Source organism: Burkholderia sp. BCC1047, assembly GCF_902833155.1.
GTDB classification, from domain to species: Bacteria; Pseudomonadota; Gammaproteobacteria; order Burkholderiales; family Burkholderiaceae; genus Burkholderia; species Burkholderia sola.
The window spans coordinates 20,208-38,363 of the sequence record NZ_CADFEH010000041.1 but is presented as its reverse complement, the minus strand read 5'-3'; the positions used below and the strand labels follow the sequence as shown (position 1 = coordinate 38,363).

The 18,156-nt window shown below is 68.7% G+C and carries 15 protein-coding genes; 8 read left to right on the top strand and 7 right to left on the bottom strand.

The window, feature by feature from the left end:
* Positions 1-109: 109 nt before the first annotated feature.
* The 6 genes from HWX55_RS30870 to proC all read left to right on the top strand — a co-directional run bounded on the left by HWX55_RS30870 (position 110) and on the right by proC (position 7,250).
* Positions 110-1,519 carry an FAD-linked oxidase C-terminal domain-containing protein gene (locus tag HWX55_RS30870; RefSeq protein WP_175978457.1) on the top strand — a complete coding sequence of 470 codons (1,410 nt, stop codon included), beginning with the start codon at positions 110-112 and terminating at the stop codon, positions 1,517-1,519.
* 37 nt (positions 1,520-1,556) lie between these two features.
* Positions 1,557-3,050: an FAD-linked oxidase C-terminal domain-containing protein gene (locus tag HWX55_RS30865; protein ID WP_175978456.1), complete on the top strand. Its 1,494-nt coding sequence runs from the start codon at positions 1,557-1,559 to the stop codon at positions 3,048-3,050.
* Positions 3,051-3,234: 184 nt separating this feature from the next.
* Positions 3,235-4,323: a glycolate oxidase subunit GlcE gene (glcE, locus tag HWX55_RS30860; RefSeq protein ID WP_175978455.1), complete on the top strand. Its 1,089-nt coding sequence runs from the start codon at positions 3,235-3,237 to the stop codon at positions 4,321-4,323.
* A gap of 7 nt (positions 4,324-4,330) precedes the next feature.
* Positions 4,331-5,557 carry a glycolate oxidase subunit GlcF gene (glcF, locus tag HWX55_RS30855; RefSeq protein WP_175978454.1) on the top strand — a complete coding sequence of 409 codons (1,227 nt, stop codon included), beginning with the start codon at positions 4,331-4,333 and terminating at the stop codon, positions 5,555-5,557.
* 128 nt (positions 5,558-5,685) lie between these two features.
* Positions 5,686-6,384, top strand: a complete 699-nt coding sequence (locus HWX55_RS30850; RefSeq protein ID WP_175978453.1) for a YggS family pyridoxal phosphate-dependent enzyme — start codon at positions 5,686-5,688, stop codon at positions 6,382-6,384.
* 53 nt (positions 6,385-6,437) lie between these two features.
* On the top strand, positions 6,438-7,250 hold the full coding sequence (proC, locus tag HWX55_RS30845; protein WP_175978452.1) for a pyrroline-5-carboxylate reductase: 813 nt from the start codon (positions 6,438-6,440) through the stop codon (positions 7,248-7,250).
* Positions 7,251-7,351: 101 nt separating this feature from the next.
* Here the strand turns inward: proC and ubiA are convergent, their stop codons facing one another.
* The 7 genes from ubiA to recG form a co-directional block, all read right to left on the bottom strand.
* Complete coding sequence (ubiA, locus tag HWX55_RS30840; protein ID WP_124555648.1) at positions 7,352-8,215, bottom strand: 4-hydroxybenzoate octaprenyltransferase; 864 nt, start codon at positions 8,213-8,215, stop codon at positions 7,352-7,354.
* A gap of 206 nt (positions 8,216-8,421) precedes the next feature.
* Positions 8,422-8,910: a non-specific DNA-binding protein DpsA gene (gene dpsA / locus HWX55_RS30835; RefSeq protein WP_050011787.1), complete on the bottom strand. Its 489-nt coding sequence runs from the start codon at positions 8,908-8,910 to the stop codon at positions 8,422-8,424.
* A 119-nt stretch (positions 8,911-9,029) separates the two neighbouring features.
* Complete coding sequence (locus tag HWX55_RS30830; protein ID WP_175978451.1) at positions 9,030-9,176, bottom strand: hypothetical protein; 147 nt, start codon at positions 9,174-9,176, stop codon at positions 9,030-9,032.
* 118 nt (positions 9,177-9,294) lie between these two features.
* A complete protein-coding gene (katG, locus tag HWX55_RS30825; RefSeq protein ID WP_175978450.1) occupies positions 9,295-11,481 on the bottom strand; it encodes a catalase/peroxidase HPI in 2,187 nt (728 codons plus the stop codon).
* A 100-nt stretch (positions 11,482-11,581) separates the two neighbouring features.
* Positions 11,582-11,710: a hypothetical protein gene (locus HWX55_RS36385; RefSeq protein ID WP_279612707.1), complete on the bottom strand. Its 129-nt coding sequence runs from the start codon at positions 11,708-11,710 to the stop codon at positions 11,582-11,584.
* A 393-nt stretch (positions 11,711-12,103) separates the two neighbouring features.
* Positions 12,104-13,063 carry a LysR substrate-binding domain-containing protein gene (locus tag HWX55_RS30820; RefSeq protein WP_006476864.1) on the bottom strand — a complete coding sequence of 320 codons (960 nt, stop codon included), beginning with the start codon at positions 13,061-13,063 and terminating at the stop codon, positions 12,104-12,106.
* A gap of 139 nt (positions 13,064-13,202) precedes the next feature.
* A complete protein-coding gene (gene recG, locus HWX55_RS30815) occupies positions 13,203-15,524 on the bottom strand; it encodes an ATP-dependent DNA helicase RecG (RefSeq protein WP_175978449.1) in 2,322 nt (773 codons plus the stop codon).
* Between the two features lie 167 nt (positions 15,525-15,691).
* Here recG and queA point away from each other — a divergent pair, with 167 nt between their 5' ends.
* Both queA and tgt read left to right on the top strand, forming a co-directional pair.
* Positions 15,692-16,759 (top strand): tRNA preQ1(34) S-adenosylmethionine ribosyltransferase-isomerase QueA, encoded by a 1,068-nt coding sequence (queA, locus tag HWX55_RS30810; RefSeq protein WP_175978448.1) that lies wholly within the window; start codon positions 15,692-15,694, stop codon positions 16,757-16,759.
* Positions 16,760-16,957: 198 nt separating this feature from the next.
* On the top strand, positions 16,958-18,145 hold the full coding sequence (gene tgt, locus HWX55_RS30805) for a tRNA guanosine(34) transglycosylase Tgt (RefSeq protein ID WP_175978447.1): 1,188 nt from the start codon (positions 16,958-16,960) through the stop codon (positions 18,143-18,145).
* Positions 18,146-18,156: the final 11 nt, after the last annotated feature.

Sequence of the window (18,156 nt, the reverse complement as noted above, 5' to 3'; positions counted from 1 at the left end):
ACGCGGCCCGGTTGGCTGGAACGCGATTATCGCAGCCCGCGGCGGGAGGCGCAGCAGGCGTTACAGCGTAGAATGGGCCGACAGTATGACAAGCAGTCAGGAGACATTCGTGAACCACCCTGCCCCGCCGGCCGCCACGCGCCGCCCGCTGCCCCCCGCCATGCTCGATGCGCTGCTCGCCGCCTTCGGCGAGCGCGTGTCGACCGCCGACGCGGTCCGCGCCCATCACGGCCGCGACGAATCCCCGTTCGATCCGCAACTGCCCGACGCCGTCGTGTTCGCGCGCAGCACCGACGACGTGCGCGAAGTCGTGTCGCTGTGCTCGCTCTATAGCGTGCCGCTGATCCCGTACGGCGCCGGCTCGTCGCTCGAAGGCCACCTGCTCGCGGTGCGCGGCGGCGTGTCGCTCGACCTGTCGGAAATGAACCGCGTGCTGTCGATCAACGCCGAAGACCTGACCGTGACGGTCGAGCCGGGCATCACGCGCAAGGCGCTCAACGAAGCGCTGCGCGACACCGGCCTGTTCTTCCCGATCGACCCGGGCGCCGACGCCAGCATCGGCGGGATGACCGCGACCCGCGCATCCGGCACCAACGCGGTGCGCTACGGCACGATGCGCGAGAACGTGCTCGGCCTCACCGCGGTGCTCGCGGACGGCCGCGTGGTCAAAACCGGTTCGCGCGCACGCAAGTCGTCGGCCGGCTACGACCTCACGCGGCTGTTCGTTGGGTCCGAAGGCACGCTCGGCGTGATCACCGAGATCACGCTGCGCCTGCACCCGCTGCCCGAAGCCGTGTCGGCCGCGATCTGCACGTTCCCGACGATGGGCGACGCGGTCCGCACGGTGATCGAGACGATCCAGATCGGCGTGCCGATCGCGCGCGTCGAATTCGTCGACGCGCTGGCCGTGCGCTCGATCAACCGTCACTCGAACCTGACGCTGGCCGAAGCGCCGACGCTGTTCTTCGAATTCCACGGCACCGACGCCGGCGTGAAGGAACAGGCCGAACTCGTGCAGGCGCTCGCCGGCCAGAACGCCGGCCAGGGCTTCGAATGGGCGACGCGCCCCGAGGATCGCACGCGGCTCTGGTCCGCGCGCCACAATGCGTACTTCGCAATGCTGCAGTTGAAACCCGGCTGCCGCGCGGTGACGACCGACGTATGCGTGCCGATCTCGCAGCTCGCCGCGTGCGTGGAGGAAACCGAGATCGACCTGCGCGCGTCGTCGCTGCCCTGCCCGATCGTCGGCCACGTCGGCGACGGCAATTTCCACGTCGCGATCCTGATCGATCCCGACAAGCCCGAGGAGCTCGCCGAAGCCGAACGCATCAATGACCGGATCGTCGAGCGCGCGCTGCGGCTGGGCGGCACCTGCACGGGCGAGCACGGCGTCGGGCTGCACAAGATGCGCTTCCTGCCGAAGGAGCACGGCGACAACGCGATCGACACGATGCGCGCGATCAAGCTCGCGCTCGATCCGCGCAACCTGATGAATCCGGGCAAGATTTTCACGTGCTGACCCGGCGGCGCGACATCGCGCCCCAGTTGGAGACCTCATGAACGCTCCCGTCGAACTGTCGAGCGCCGCACGCGCGCAGCGCCAGCGCGAAGTCGTGCAGGCGCTGATGGCCGTGCTGCCGACGCACTGCCTGCTGTACCGCGACGAGGACACGGCGCCGTACGAATGCGACGGCCTGTCCGCCTACCGCCGGCTGCCGCTCGCGGTCGCGTTGCCCGAGACGGAATCGCAGGTGCAGCGGATCGTGCAGATCTGCCGCCGCATGGAAGTGCCGATCGTGCCGCGCGGCGCCGGTACGAGCCTGTCGGGCGGCGCGCTGCCGATCGCGCTCGGCGTCGTGCTGTCGCTCGCGCGCTTCACGCGCATCGTCGAAGTCGACCCGTACGCCCGCACCGCGACCGTGCAGCCCGGCGTGCGCAACCTCGCGATCTCGGAAGCGGCCGCGCCGTACGGCCTGTATTACGCGCCCGATCCGTCGTCGCAGATCGCGTGCACGATCGGCGGCAACGTCGCGGAAAATTCCGGCGGCGTCCACTGCCTGAAATACGGGCTGACCGTGCACAACGTGATGCGCGTGCGCGCGGTGACGATCGACGGCGAGGTCGTCGAATTCGGCTCGCTCGCGCTCGACATGCCGGGCCTCGACCTGCTCGCCGTGATGATCGGCAGCGAAGGGATGTTCGCGATCGTCACCGAGGTCACGGTGCGGCTGATCCCGAAGCCGCAGACCGCGCAGCTCGTGATGGCGAGCTTCGACGACGTCGTCAAGGGCGGCGAGGCGGTAGCGGCGATCATCGCGTCGGGCATCATCCCGGCCGGGCTCGAGATGATGGACAAGCCGGCCACGCAAGCCGTCGAGGCGTTCACGCACGCGGGCTACGACCTCGACGCGAAGGCGATCCTGCTGTGCGAATCGGACGGCACGCCGGAAGAAGTCGCCGAGGAGATCGTGCGGATGACCGCCGTGCTGCGCGAACACGGCGCGACGCACATCCAGGTGTCGCGCAACGAACACGAGCGGCTGCGCTACTGGTCGGGCCGCAAGAACGCGTTCCCGGCCGCCGGCCGCATTTCCGCCGACTATTACTGCATGGACGGCACCGTGCCGCGCCGCGCGATCGGCCCGCTGCTCGCGCGCATCGAGCAACTCGAAACGCGCTACGGGCTGCGCTGCATCAACGTGTTCCATGCGGGCGACGGCAACATGCATCCGCTGATCCTGTACAACGCGAACGATCCGGACGAGCTGCACCGCGCCGAGCAGTTCGGCGCGGAAATCCTCGAATGCTGCGTGGAATTCGGCGGCAGCGTGACGGGCGAGCACGGCGTCGGCATCGAAAAACTCAATTCGATGTGCGTGCAGTTCTCGCCGCAGGAGCGCGATGCGTTCTTCGCGGTCAAGCGCGCATTCGATCCGGCCGGGCTGCTGAACCCGGACAAGGGCATCCCGACCCGCGCGCGCTGCGCCGAATACGGTCGCCAGCACGTGCGCGGCGGGCTGCTGCCGCACCCCGACCTGCCGCGTTTCTGAACGGCGCACGGGTCGCGGCTCCGCACCGGCGGCCGCGGTGCGGGGCTCTGCCGCGCCCGCGCGGCGCGGTCGCGCGCCGGCGCCGGCATGCCGCACGCGAGACGGGGCTTAGGGATAGTCGCGATGTGGAATCGCGCCACCCCGGTACAATCGACCGAACAACAAGTCGAGGCAGCAACAGAACATGGAAGAGGACGACATCGTCGCCGGATGGGCCGAGCGCGTTCGCGCGGCCAGTGCCGACGGCCGGCCGCTGCGGATTCGCGGCGGCGGCACCAAGGACTGGTACGGCCAGGCGCTCGACGGCGAAATACTCGACACGCGCGCGTTTCACGGCATCGTGTCGTACGACCCGGCCGAGCTCGTCGTCACGGTCCGCGCGGGCACGCCGCTCGCGCAGCTGGAAACCGTCCTCGCCGAGTGCGGCCAGATGCTGCCGTTCGAGCCGCCGCATTTCGGCCGCGCGGCCACCGTCGGCGGCTGCGTCGCGGCCGGCCTCGCGGGCCCGCGCCGCGCCACTTGCGGCGCACCGCGCGATTTCGTGCTCGGCGTCACGCTGATGAACGGCCGCGGCGACATGCTGCGCTTCGGCGGGCAGGTCGTGAAGAACGTCGCCGGCTACGACGTGTCGCGACTGATGGCCGGCGCGCTCGGCACGCTCGGGCTGATGCTCGACCTGTCGATCAAGGTGCTGCCGATGCCCGTCGCCGAAGTCACGCTCAAATTCGAGATGACCGCGACCGACGCGGTGCGCAAGCTCAACGAGTGGGGCGGCCATCCGCTGCCGGTCAGCGCGAGCGCGTGGCGCAACGGCACGCTCGTGCTGCGCCTGTCGGGCGCGGAAGCCGCCGTCAAATCCGCGAAAACGCTGCTCGGCGGCGAAGTCGTCGACGCGGTCGAGGCCGAGCGCTTCTGGGCCGGCCTGCGCGAGCACACCGACCCGTTCTTCAACGGCATCCCGCCCGGCTACGCGCTGTGGCGCCTGTCGCTGCCGTCGATCACCGAACCGATGCACCTGCCCGGCACCCAGTTGATGGAATGGGGCGGCGCGCAGCGCTGGTGGATCACCGACGCCGACGCGCAGACCGTGCGCATGAGCGCGAAGCAGGCCGGCGGCCATGCGACGCTGTTCCGCGCGGGCGATACCTACGACCGCAGCGCGGGCGTGTTCACGCCGCTACCCGCGCCGATGATGAAGATCCACCGCGGGCTGAAAAGCGCGTTCGATCCCGCGCGCATCTTCAATCGCGGCCGGCTGTACCCTGATCTCTGAGGGATCGATGCAAACGAATCTCGCCGATTTCATCCGCAACACGCCCGACGGCGACGAGGCCGACGCGATCCTGCGCAAGTGCGTGCACTGCGGGTTCTGCACCGCGACCTGCCCGACCTATCAACTGCTCGGCGACGAACTCGACGGCCCGCGCGGCCGCATCTACCTGATCAAGCAGATGGTCGAAGGCGCGGCCGTCACGCGCAGCACGCAACAGCACCTCGACCGCTGCCTCACGTGCCGCAGCTGCGAGACGACCTGCCCGTCCGGCGTCCAGTACGGCCGGCTCGTCGAGATCGGCCGCAAGCACGTCGAGGCGCAGGTGGAGCGCCCCGCGCAGCAGCGGCTGATGCGCCGCGTACTCGCGAGCGTCGTGCCGAACGCCGCGCTGTTCTCGCCGGTGATGCGGCTCGGCCAGCACGTGCGGCCGCTGCTGCCGAAGCGGCTGCGCGACAAGGTGCCGCCGCGCACGCGGCTGCTCGAATGGCCGCATCGCACGCATACGCGCAAGATGCTGATGCTCGGCGGCTGCGTGCAGCCGTCGATGCTGCCGAACATCAACATCGCGACCGCGCGCGTGCTCGACGCGCTCGGCATCGAGACGGTCGTCGCGCCCGACGCGGGCTGCTGCGGCGCGATCCGTCTGCACCTGAACTATCACGACGAAGCGCTCGACGACGCACGCCGCAACATCGACGCGTGGTGGCCGCACGTCGAACAGGGCGTCGAGACGATCGTGATGAACGCGTCGGGCTGCGGCGCGACGGTGCTCGAATACGCGCACCTGCTGCGCGACGATCCGGCCTACGCGGAGAAGGCGCAGCGCATCGTGTCGCTGACGCGCGACATCTCGGACGTGCTGCTCGCGTTCGAGGCCGAACTCGCGACGATCGCGCGGCGCCGCGCGATCCATACGGTCGCGTACCACCCGCCGTGCACGCTGCAGCACGGCCAGCAGTCGCGCGGCAAGGTCGAGCGCCTGCTGGAGACGCTCGGCATCGACGTTCGGCTGCCGGCCGACAGCCACCTGTGCTGCGGCTCGGCCGGCACCTACTCGCTGACGCAGCCGTCGCTGTCGTACCGGTTGCGCAAGCAGAAGCTGCTGAAGCTGCAGGCGCTCGAACCGCAGATGATCGTGTCCGGCAACATCGGCTGCATCGCGCACCTGCAAAGCGGCACGCAGGTGCCGGTCGCCCACTGGATCCAGCTCGTCGAGCATTTGCTGTATGGCTAGGGCGTGTTCACGCGTGACGGGTGCACACGCGGCGTCCGTATAATGAGCGGATCGATGCGCCGCGTGTCGCGGCGCATCGGCTTCATGTCCGCTTCCGTGCCGCCTCCGTGCCTGCTTTCGTGCCCGCCATGTCCGATCTCGCCGCCCGCCTCGACTCCGTTCACCGCCGCATCGCCGACGCCGCCCGCGCGGCCGGCCGCGATCCCGCCACCGTCTCGCTGCTCGCCGTGTCGAAGACGTTTCCGGCCGACGACGTGCGCGCCGCGCATGCGGCCGGGCAGCGTGCGTTCGGCGAAAACTACGTGCAGGAGTCGATCGACAAGATCGACGCGCTCGCCGACTTGCGCGCGAGCCTCGAATGGCATTTCATCGGGCCGCTGCAATCGAACAAGACGCGCGCCGTCGCCGAGCGCTTCGACTGGGTCCATTCGGTCGACCGGCTGAAGATCGCGCAGCGCCTGTCGGAACAGCGCCCCGCGCATCTGCCGCCGCTGAACGTGTGCGTGCAGGTGAACATCAGCGGCGAGGCGTCGAAGAGCGGCGTCGCGCCGGCCGACGTGGCCGAGGTCGCGCGTGCGGTCGCCACGCTGCCGTCGCTGCGGCTGCGCGGCCTGATGGCGATTCCCGAACCGGCCGGCGACACCGACGCGCAACGCGCGCCGCATCGCGCGCTGCGCGCGTTGTTCGACGCGTTGCGCGCCGACGGCCTGCCGCTCGACACGCTGTCGATGGGCATGTCCGCCGATCTCGACGCCGCGGTGCTCGAAGGCGCGACGATCGTGCGCGTCGGCACCGCGATCTTCGGCGCGCGCGATTACGCGCACTGAGCGCCGCGCTCTTTTCCGCCTTTCCGTCCACTCACTCGCTCATTCCCGACATCATGAAAATCGCATTCATCGGCGGCGGCAACATGGCCGCGGCCCTGATCGGCGGCCTGATCAAGCGCGGCGTCGCCGCGGACGGCCTGTACGCCATCGACGTCAACGAGGACGTCCGCGCGCACGCCGCGCAGCAGTTCGGCATCCGTACCGGCGCGGCCGTCGACGCGACGCTCGCCGACTACGACGCGATCGTGCTCGCGGTGAAGCCGCAGGTGCTGCACGACGTCGCGCAGGCGCTCGCGCCGCACCTGAAGTCGCAGCTCGTGATCAGCATCGCGGCCGGCATCCGCGGCGCGGATCTCGCCCGCTGGCTCGGTGGCTACGCGCGCGTCGTGCGCACGATGCCGAACACGCCCGCGCTGGTCGGCATGGGCGTGACGGGCCTGGCCGCGCTGCCGGGTGTCGACGCGGCCGGCCGCGAACTCGCGTCGAACGTGCTCGGCGCGGTCGGCGAGATCGTGTGGTTCGACGACGAAGCGCGGCTCGACGCGGTCACCGCGATTTCGGGCAGCGGCCCTGCGTACGTGTTCTATTTCATCGAAGCGCTGCAGGAAGCCGCGCGCCGTCTCGGCATGAACGACGAGCAGGGCCGCGCGCTCGCGGTCGCGACGTTCACGGGCGCCGCGCAACTCGCCGCGCAATCGGGCGAACCGGCGAGCGTGCTGCGCGAACGCGTGACGTCGAAGGGCGGCACGACCGCCGCCGCGCTCGCGGCGTTCGACGCGCAGGGCGTGAAGGAAGCGATCGTGCGCGGCGCACTCGCGGCCGAAGCGCGGACGAAGGAAATGGGCGACGAGCTCGGCCGCGCGTAAGCGCGACAGCGGCGCCGGTTTGGCCGGCGCCGGACGTAAAAAAAGCGACCGTCGGGTCGCTTTTTCGTTGGCGCCGCGCGAAAAGACGCGCGCAGTGTCGGTCAGTTGCCGGCCAGCAGGTAATGCACGGCGATGCCGGCGAACAGCACGCCCCCGAGCCAGTTGTTGTGGCGGAACGCCGCGAAGCACGGCATCCGTTCGCGATCCTTGATCAGCGTGTAGTGATACAGCGCGCAACCGACCGCCGCCGCCCAGCCCGCCCAGTACGCGAGGCCGAAGCCGAGTGTCACGCCGATCCACACGTAGATGCCGAGCGTCGCCGCGTAGCACGCCATCACGGCCGCGACGTCGAAACGGCCGAACGTCAGCGCGGACGTGCGGATGCCGATCTTGATGTCGTCGTCGCGATCGACCATCGCATATTCGGTGTCGTACGCGACCGACCAGAAGATGTTCGCGACCAGCATCACCCACGCCAGCACCGGCACCGTGTCCTGCACGGCCGCGAACGCCATCGGGATGCCGAAGCCGAACGCGATGCCGAGATATGCCTGAGGAATCGCGAAGAAGCGCTTCATGAACGGATAGGAGCCGGCGACGAACAGCGCGACGACCGACAATTCCTTCGTCAGCGTATTGAGCGGCAGGATCAGCAGGAACGCGATGAACGACAGCCCGACCGCGATCGCGACGGCTTCCCATGCGCGGATCTTGCCCGACGTCAGCGGCCGGTCGGCCGTGCGCTTCACGTGGCGATCGAAATCGCGGTCGGCGTAGTCGTTCATCGCGCAGCCGGCCGAGCGCATCAGCAGCGTGCCGAGCGTGAAGATCACGAGCAGCGGCCAGCGCGGGTGGCCGTCCGACGCGATCCACAGTGCGTTGAGCGTCGGCCACAGCAGCAGCAGGCTGCCGATCGGCTTGTCCATCCGGACGAGCCGCAGATACAGGGGAAAGCGGGCAAGCATGGCGAAGCACCGGGAAGAGAATCCCGGCATTTTAGAGCCGACCGGTGCTCCGCGTCATGTCGGCGCGACCCGCGGCCGGCGGTCGCGGCGGGCCGGCTGGCCGCCGCGGCCCGCTGCGCGCGGCCGTGCCGCTGTGCGCATCATTCAGGGGCCAGATTCCAGGCCGCCCCGGATCGGGCCAGCCTGCCGCCCCGGCCGCGCGCGGCTTACGCGAGCAGCGACCGCAGCATCCATGCGGTCTTTTCATGCGTCTGCAGGCGCTGGGTCAGCAGATCGGCGGTCGGCTCGTCGCTCGCCGCGTCGGCGATCGGGAAGATGTCGCGCGCGGTGCGCACGACCGCCTCGTGCCCTTCGACGAGCTGGCGAATCATGTCCTCGGCGGCCGGCACGCCCTTGGCTTCCGGCACCGACGACAGTTTCGCGAATTCGCCGAACGTGCCGGGCGCGACGACGCCCAGCGTGCGAATGCGCTCGGCGACGGAATCGACCGCGAGCCACAGTTCGTTGTACTGCTCCTCGAACATCAGGTGCAGCGTGTTGAACATCGGTCCGGTCACGTTCCAGTGGAAATTGTGGGTCTTCAGGTACAGCGAAAACGTATCGGCGAGCAGGCGCGACAGGCCGTCCGCGATGTTCTTGCGGTCCTTGTCGCTGATACCGATGTTGATCTGCGTGGCGTTGCCTTTCTTGGCCATCTTCGGGACTCCTCATTCGAAATGTTGAACCGGCGAAAATGCGTCGAGCAATCCGCATGCCGTGTCGCGCGGCATGCGTTCGCGACTCGCCATTCTAGCGTCGCGAATCGGGCGTCGCACTACGCGAGCGCACGCAGCGCCTGCGCGGCCAGCTCCGCCGCCCCGCCGACGACGATCGCGAAGCCGACGACGTAGCGCGCCAGCTCCGCCGGCGAGCGCAGAATGGGCGACGCGGCCGCGCGCACGTTGAGCATCATTTGCGTCATGGTCGTCACTCCTTCGACAAGACATCGTTCAGAGAAGAAACGGCCGGTCGCTGGACCGGCCGTTTCACGTTACTGCATCACTGCGTGACTGCGTGACTGCATCAGCACGCGGCCGGGTTCATGCGAGGTCGAAGCGGTCGAGGTTCATCACCTTGTTCCAGGCCGCCACGAAATCCCGCGCGAACTTCTCCTTCGCATCCGCGCTGCCGTACACCTCGGCCAGCGCGCGCAACTGCGAGTGCGAACCGAAGATCAGGTCGACGCGCGTGCCCGTCCACTTGACCGCGCCCGTCGCACGGTCGCGCCCTTCGAACACGTCGTTCGCGGCCGACACCGGCTTCCATTCCGTGCCCATGTCGAGCAGGTTCACGAAGAAGTCGTTCGTCAGCGTTTCCGGACGATCGGTGAACACGCCATGCTTCGCATCGCCGGCATTCGCGCCGAGCACGCGCAGGCCGCCGACGAGCACCGTCATCTCCGGCGCGCTCAGCGTCAGCAACTGGGCCTTGTCGACCAGCAGCGCCTCGGCCGGCGTCTTGTACGCGTGCTTCAGGTAGTTGCGGAACCCGTCCGCCACCGGCTCGAGCACGGCCATCGCTTCGACGTCGGTCTCTTCCTGCGACGCATCCGTGCGGCCCGGCGCGAACGGCACCGTGATCGCGATACCCGCGTGCTTCGCCGCCTGCTCGACGCCGGCCGCACCGGCCAGCACGATCAGGTCGGCCAGCGACACCTTCTTGCCGCCCGTCTGCGCGTCGTTGAACGCCTTCTGCACGCCTTCGAGCGTTTCGAGCACCGCCGCGAGCGCCGCCGGCTGGTTCACTTCCCAGTCCTTCTGCGGCGCGAGGCGGATGCGCGCACCGTTCGCGCCGCCGCGCTTGTCCGAGCCGCGGAACGTCGCCGCCGACGCCCATGCGGTCGACACGAGCTGCGACACCGACAGGCCCGTGGCCAGCACCTTCGCCTTCAGCGCGGCGACGTCGGCGGCGTCGATCAGCGGGTGATCGACGGCCGGGACCGGGTCCTGCCACAGCAGGTGTTCCGCCGGCACGTCCGGGCCGAGGTAACGGGAACGCGGGCCCATGTCGCGGTGCGTGAGCTTGAACCACGCGCGAGCGAACGCGTCGGCGAATTCGGCCGGGTTCTCGTAAAAGCGGCGCGAGATCTTTTCGTAGGCCGGGTCGAAACGCAGCGACAGGTCGGTCGTCAGCATCGTCGGACGATGCTTCTTCGACGCGTCGTACGCATCGGGAATCACTTCGCCGGCATCCTTCGCGACCCACTGGTGCGCGCCGGCCGGGCTCTTCGTGAGCTCCCACTCGTAGCTGAACAGGTGCTTGAAGAAGTCGTTGCTCCACTGCGTCGGCGTCGACGTCCACGTGACTTCGAGGCCGCTCGTGATCGTGTCCTTGCCCTTGCCCGTGCCGAACGTGCTCTTCCAGCCGAGGCCCTGCTGCTCGATGCCCGCGGCTTCCGGCTCGGGGCCGACGTTCGACGCCGGGCCGGCGCCGTGCGTCTTGCCGAACGTGTGGCCGCCCGCGATCAGCGCGACCGTTTCCTCGTCGTTCATCGCCATCCGCGCGAACGTCTCGCGGATGTCGTGCGCGGCGGCGACCGGGTCCGGGTTGCCGTCCGGGCCTTCCGGGTTCACGTAGATCAGGCCCATCTGCACCGCGGCGAGCGGGCTTTCGAGCTCGCGCTTGCCCGTGTAGCGGCTGTTCGGGCCGCCGCTCAGTTCCAGCCAGATCTTTTCCGAACCCCAGTAGACGTCGTCCGGTTCCCACGTGTCGGCGCGGCCGCCCGCATAGCCGAACGTCTTGAAGCCCATCGATTCGAGCGCGACGTTGCCGGTCAGGATCAGCAGGTCGGCCCACGAGATGTTGCGGCCGTACTTCTGCTTGATCGGCCACAACAGGCGGCGCGCCTTGTCGAGGCTCACATTGTCCGGCCAGCTGTTGAGCGGCGCGAAACGCTGCTGCCCGCCGCCCGCGCCGCCGCGGCCGTCGGCCGTGCGGTACGTGCCGGCGCTATGCCATGCCATGCGCACGAACAGGCCGCCGTAGTGGCCGAAGTCGGCCGGCCACCAATCCTGCGACGTCGTCATCAGCGCGTGCAGGTCCTGCTTCACCGCGGCGAGATCGAGCTTCTTGAATGCTTCCGCGTAGTCGAAATCCGGGTCCATCGGATCGGATAGCGCCGAATGCCGATGCAGGACGTTGAGGTTCAGCTGATTCGGCCACCAGTCCTTGTTCGTCGTGCCGCTGCCTGCGGTGTGGTTGAACGGGCACTTCGTTTCGTTCGACATGCTTTTTCTCCTTGTCTTGCTCGTAGGCCCCCACGTGCCGGGCGCGGTTCGTGGAGCATTGCGGGGGGATGAAACGGAACAGGCGGTTCCTCCTGTCGTACTACGGGATGTCGCGCGCGGCCTGCGACACGCGTTCCCGTTGCCACACACCGCAGGCGGAGCGCTCGGGCAAGCGGCTGCCGGCACGCGTCGTGCCGGCGACGCGGCCGGCTTGTCGGGTATCGGACATGCGATGCTCCGTCATCGGCTCGACGGCGGGTGAATCGGGGGAACACAGGACCGCGTGCGGCGGCACTCATCCGCCATACACACGGTCCGCCAGGTATGCGAACGCAATCGGGCGCAGGCTGCGAACCGCCGCCCTGGCGCGATGTACGACCGTGTCGCGCGACGGGGTGTTCCGCTGCGCGTGCTGCAATACCGACCGCATCATGACATCCTCCTTTGACGCTTGCATTCAACCTGCATCCCGCACGTCGGTGCGACGCCGATCCATGTAGAGGATTCTATCTATATCTATCAATTATTTGAATTTGATAAATTTCATCTATGCGATAGGGAAAAATAAACGGGGTCGCACGACCCCGTTCATCACGCTGCCACACACGCCTGCGCCAGCGCGTCAGTTCATCGTGGCCGGCATGTCGAGCTTGGCGACACCCGGCAACTCGCACGCGGCGATCGCGTCGCTGATCGCGTCGATCGCGGGCATCCGCGTGAAGCTCTTGCGCCACACGAGCACCACGCGGCGGTCGGGCACCGGTTCGTTGAACGGCACGTACGACAACAGCTCGGCGTCGGGCCCGTTCGCGCGCGGGCCGACCTCGGCGACCGACATCCGCGGCAGCACGGTGATGCCGACGCCGCTCGCGACCATGTGGCGAATGGTTTCGAGCGACGAGCCCTCGAAGGTCTTCTGGATGCCGTCGGCCGTCTGCGAGAAGCGCATCAGTTCCGGGCACACGCCGAGCACGTGATCGCGGAAGCAGTGGCCGTTGCCGAGCAGCAGCATGGTTTCCTGCTTCAGGTCCTCGGCGTCGATTTCGTCGCGCTTCTCCCACGGATGGCCGGCCGGCAGCGCGACGACGAACGGCTCGTCGTACAGCGGCCGCACCATCAGGCCGGTTTCGGGGAACGGCAGCGCCATGATCGCGGCGTCGATCTCGCCCTGCTTCAGCAGTTCGAGCAGCTTCAGCGTGTAGTTCTCCTGCAGCATCAGCGGCATCTGCGGAACACGCTGGATCATCTGCTTGACGAGCGTCGGCAGCAGGTACGGCCCGATCGTGTAGATCACGCCGAGGCGGAACGGGCCGACGAGCGGGTCCTTGCCCTGCTTCGCGATCTCCTTGATCGCGAAGGTCTGCTCGAGCACGCGCTGCGCCTGGGTGACGATCTGGTCGCCGATCGGCGTCACGCTCACTTCGCTCGCGCCGCGCTCGAAAATCTGCACGTTGAGCTCGTCTTCGAGCTTCTTGATCGCCACCGACAGCGTCGGCTGGCTCACGAAGCACGCTTCGGCCGCGCGGCCGAAATGCCGCTCGCGCGCGACCGCGACGATGTACTTCAATTCAGTCAGGGTCATTGTGGGTCAATCAGGGATATACAAGCGATAGGTTTAATTTATACACCCGTTGGCCCCGGTTCGCCAAGTTTCTCTGCATCGCGATGCGTCGAGTGGCGGCTTTCGTGGCGGCCTTCGATCCGGCCCCCAGGCCGGTCGATCAGGCTTTCAGGTACTGCTCGCGCGCGCCGAGCCAGCGCGCGAGATGCTGGGTGACGACCTCCGGATACGCGGCAATCAGCCGCGCGGCGGCCTCGCGGGCCGGATCGATCAGCCAGCCGTCGGTCTCGAGGTTCGCGAAGCGCAGCATCGCCGCGCCCGACTGGCGCGCGCCGAGGAATTCGCCGGGGCCGCGGATTTCGAGGTCGCGCCGCGCGATCTCGAAGCCATCGGTCGTCTCGCGCATCGTCTTCAACCGCTCGCGGCCCGCGATCGACAGCGGCCCGGTGTACAGCAGCACGCACACCGACGCCGCGGTGCCGCGCCCGACGCGGCCGCGCAACTGATGCAGCTGCGCGAGGCCGAAACGCTCCGCGTGCTCGATGACCATCAGCGACGCGTTCGGCACGTCGACGCCGACCTCGATCACGGTCGTCGCGACCAGCAGCTGCACTTCGTTGCGCGTGAACGCGTCCATCACGGCCGCCTTGTCGGCCGGCGACAGCCGGCCATGCACGAGGCCGACCTTCAACTCGGGCAGCGCCGCGGCCAGCGTCTCGTAGGTTTCGACGGCCGTCTGCAGCTGCAGCGTCTCGCTCTCCTCGATCAGCGGGCACACCCAGTACACCTGGCGCCCGGTCAGCGCGGCCTCGCGCACGCGGGCGATCACCTCGTCGCGCCGCGCGTCGCCCACCAGCCGCGTCAGCACCGGCGTGCGGCCCGGTGGCAGCTCGTCGATCGTCGACACCTCGAGATCCGCGTAGTACGTCATCGCGAGCGTGCGCGGAATCGGCGTGGCCGACATCATCAGCTGGTGCGGCTGGAAGTCGCGCGCGCCGTTGGCCGCATTCGCGGCCTTCGCGCGCAGCGCGAGACGCTGCTCGACGCCGAAGCGGTGCTGCTCGTCGACGATCACGAGGCCGAGCCGCGCGAATTCGACCGTGTCCTGGATGATCGCGTGCGTGCCGATCACGAGCTGCGCGGTGCCGAGCGCGGCCGCCTCGATCGCCGCGCGTTTCTCCTTCGCCTTCAGGCTGCCCGCGAGCCACGCCACCGTGACGCCGAGCGGCTCGAGCCATGCGCGCAGCTTGCGCGCGTGCTGTTCCGCGAGGATTTCGGTCGGGGCCATCAGCGCGGCCTGGTAGCCGGCGTCGATCGCCTGCGTGGCGGCCAGCGCCGCGACGACCGTCTTGCCGCTGCCGACGTCGCCCTGCAGCAGCCGCTGCATCGGGTGCGCGAGCGTGAGGTCGTGCGCGATCTCGTCGACGACACGCGCCTGCGCGCCCGTCAGCGTGAACGGCAGCGCCGCGTAAAAGCGCGTGGTCAGTGCGTCGGTATCGGTCGCGGTGCGGCGCGGCATCGCGGGCGCGGCGCGCGTGCGGCGCTCCTCGTGCGCCCGCTTCAGCGACAGCTGCTGCGCGAGCAGCTCCTCGAACTTGATGCGCGTCCACGCAGGATGCGAGCCGTCCATCAGCGCGGCTTCGTCGGAATCGACGCGCGGGTGGTGCAGGATGCGCACGGCCTGCTCGAGCGACGGCACGTCGAGCGGCTTCAGGTAATCGCGCTGGATCTCGGGCGGCAGCAGTTCGGGCAGCGGCGTGCGTTCGACCGCGTTCTCGATCGCCTTGCGCAGATACGCCTGCGACACGCCGGCCGTGCTCGGATAGACGGGCGTGAGCACCTGCGGCAGCGGTGCGTCGGCTTCGACGACGCGCACGGCCGGATGCACCATCTCCATCCCGAAGAAGCCGCCGCGCACGTCGCCGCGCACGCGCAGCCGCTGGCCGACGGCCATTTGCTTGACCTGCGACCCGTAGAAATTCAGGAAACGCAGCACGAGCTGCTCGCCGTCGTCGTCCTGGATCTTCACGACGAGCTGGCGACGTGGACGGAATGTGACCTCGTTGTCGAACACGACGCCCTCGGTCTGCGCGATGCCGCCCGGCAGCAGTTCGCCGATCGGCGTGAGCGTGGTTTCGTCCTCATAGCGCATCGGCAGATGCAGCACGAGATCGATCGAGCGCGTGAGACCGAGCTTCGCGAGCTTGTCGGCGGTTTTCACAGGTTTCTCGGCGGCCGGCTTCTTCTTGCGCTTCGTGCCGGATGCGACGGGCGCGCCTGCTTCGTCGCCGCCCGCGCCCGGTTCGACGTCGGGCGCGGCGGCCGCGGGCTGCGCGAGCCGGCCGTCGGCGCCGCGCTTCGGGCCGGCGCGGCGCGCGCCGGCGCCCGATGCGGGCGGCGCGGGCGTGGCGGCATCGTCCGCGTCGAACGGATCGGCGGAATCGGCAACGGCAGCGGGGGAACGGCGTGGTGACACAGGCATCGGATCGTCTGGGTGCTTCGCAAGGCAAGTACAATAGCGGCTTTCACGTCGTCCGAACGAACGACGCCGGCCAGGCCGCGCATCCCGTCATCATAGCGGCTCGCGCGCCCCAATTACGCGTTTCCGCCCTGCCGGCGACGCCCGCCGGCCGCTTCGAACCAGCCCGCATGTTCACGCTTTCCGATTTCGATTTCAATCTGCCGCCCGAGCTGATTGCACAAACCGCGCTGCCCGATCGCACCGCGAGCCGCCTGCTCGAGGTGGATCGCACCGTCGAGCCCGCCCGCCTCGTCGACCGCCATTTTGCCGAGCTGCCGGCGTGCATCGCGCCCGGCGACCTGCTCGTGTTCAACGATACCAAGGTGCTGAAGGCGCGTTTCTTCGGCCAGAAGGCCAGCGGCGGCAAGATCGAGGTGCTGATCGAGCGCGTGACCGGCACGCATACGGCGCTCGCGCAGATCCGCGCGAGCAAGTCGCCGGGCGCCGGCACGACGCTGCGTCTGGCCGATGCGTTCGACGTGACGGTCGGCGAACGCGTCGAACCGTTCTTCACGCTGCATTTCCCCGCGCCGTGCCTCGAGCTGATCGAACAGTACGGCCGCCTGCCGCTGCCGCCGTATATCGAGCACGATCCCGACGCGACCGACGAAACGCGCTACCAGACCGTCTACGCGAGCAATCCGGGCGCGGTCGCAGCGCCTACGGCCGGGCTGCATTTCGACCAACCGCTGCTGGAGAAGCTCGACGCGATGGGCGTCGAGCGCGCGACGCTCACGCTGCACGTCGGCGCCGGCACGTTCCAGCCGGTGCGCGTCGACAACATCGCCGAGCACAAGATGCACAGCGAGTGGTACGACCTGCCGCAGTCGCTCGTCGACAGGATCGCCGCGACCCGCGCACGCGGCGGCAACGTGATCGCGGTCGGCACGACGTCGATGCGCGCGCTCGAAGCCGCGGCGCGCAGTGCCGACGAAGCGGGCCGCGCGCTCGCGGCGACGCAGGCCGAGACCGACATCTTCATCACGCCCGGCTACCGTTTCCGCGTGGTCGACCGGCTCGTCACGAATTTCCACCTGCCGAAATCGACGCTGCTGATGCTGGTGTCCGCGTTCGCGGGCGTCGAGACGATCCGCGCCGCGTACCGGCACGCGATCGCCGAACGCTACCGGTTCTTCAGCTACGGCGATGCGATGCTGCTCACGCGGCGCGACACGCCGGAGGCGTCGGGCGCGTAAGCGCGGCGGGCGCGAACACGCACCGGCCTGCGATTGTGCAGCAGCCGTTGCGCGCCGCGCGGTCGCGCCCAGCGCCGTTGCCCCGTTTTCCCGCCGTACGCGCTACGATGCGCGCACCCGCTTTTCCCCGCCGCCGGTTGCCCGGCGGCGTTTCCAACATGCGCCGAACTGTTCTTCGGTGGCAAGGAGAATGACGCGATGACCGAAGGTTCATCCCACGATACGCACGCCCCCGTGCAGGACCGCCCCGCCAACGGGCTCGAATTCGAACTGCTGACGACCGACGGCCACGCGCGCCGCGGCCGCGTGAAGCTCAACCACGGCACGGTCGAGACGCCCATCTTCATGCCGGTCGGCACGTACGGCACCGTGAAGGCGATCCAGCCGCGCGAGCTGCACGAGATCAAGGCCCAGATCATCCTCGGCAACACGTTCCACCTGTGGCTGCGCCCGGGCCTCGACACGATCGACGCGCACGGCGGCCTGCACGGCTTCATGGGCTGGAACAAGCCGATCCTGACCGACTCGGGCGGCTTCCAGGTGTTCTCGCTCGGCGACCTGCGCAAGATCACCGAGGACGGCGTCACGTTCGCGTCGCCGATCAACGGCGACAAGCTGTTCCTGTCGCCGGAAGTGTCGATGCAGATCCAGAAAGTGCTGAACTCGGACATCGTGATGCAGTTCGACGAATGCACGCCGTACGCGACCAACGGCGTGCCGACCACGCACCAGGAAGCGGCCGACTCGATGCGCATGTCGCTGCGCTGGGCAAAGCGCTCGCTCGACGAATTCGACCGGCTCGGCAACCCGAACGCGCTGTTCGGGATCGTCCAGGGCGGGATGTTCGAGGACCTGCGCGACGAATCGCTCGCGGGCCTCGCCGAACTCGGCTTCCACGGCCTCGCGATCGGCGGGCTGTCGGTGGGCGAGCCGAAGGAAGACATGATGCGCGTGCTGCGCCACGTCGGCCCGAAGCTGCCGGCCAACAAGCCGCACTACCTGATGGGCGTCGGCACGCCGGAGGACCTGGTCGAGGGGGTCGCGAACGGCATCGACATGTTCGACTGCGTGATGCCGACCCGCAACGCGCGCAACGGCTGGCTCTTCACGCGCTTCGGCGACGTGAAGATCCGCAACGCAACGCACAAGAATTCGCTGAAGCCGCTCGATTCGACCTGCTCGTGCTACACCTGCCAGAATTTCTCGCGCGGCTACCTGCATCACCTGCACCGGGTCGGCGAGATCCTCGGCGCACAGCTGAACACGATCCACAACCTGCACTACTACCTGCAGCTGATGAGCGAGATCCGCGACGCGATCGAAACGCATACGTTCGACGCATTCCGGCAGCGCTTCGCGGAGGATCGGGCCAGAGGGGTCGACTGACGGGCCGGCGG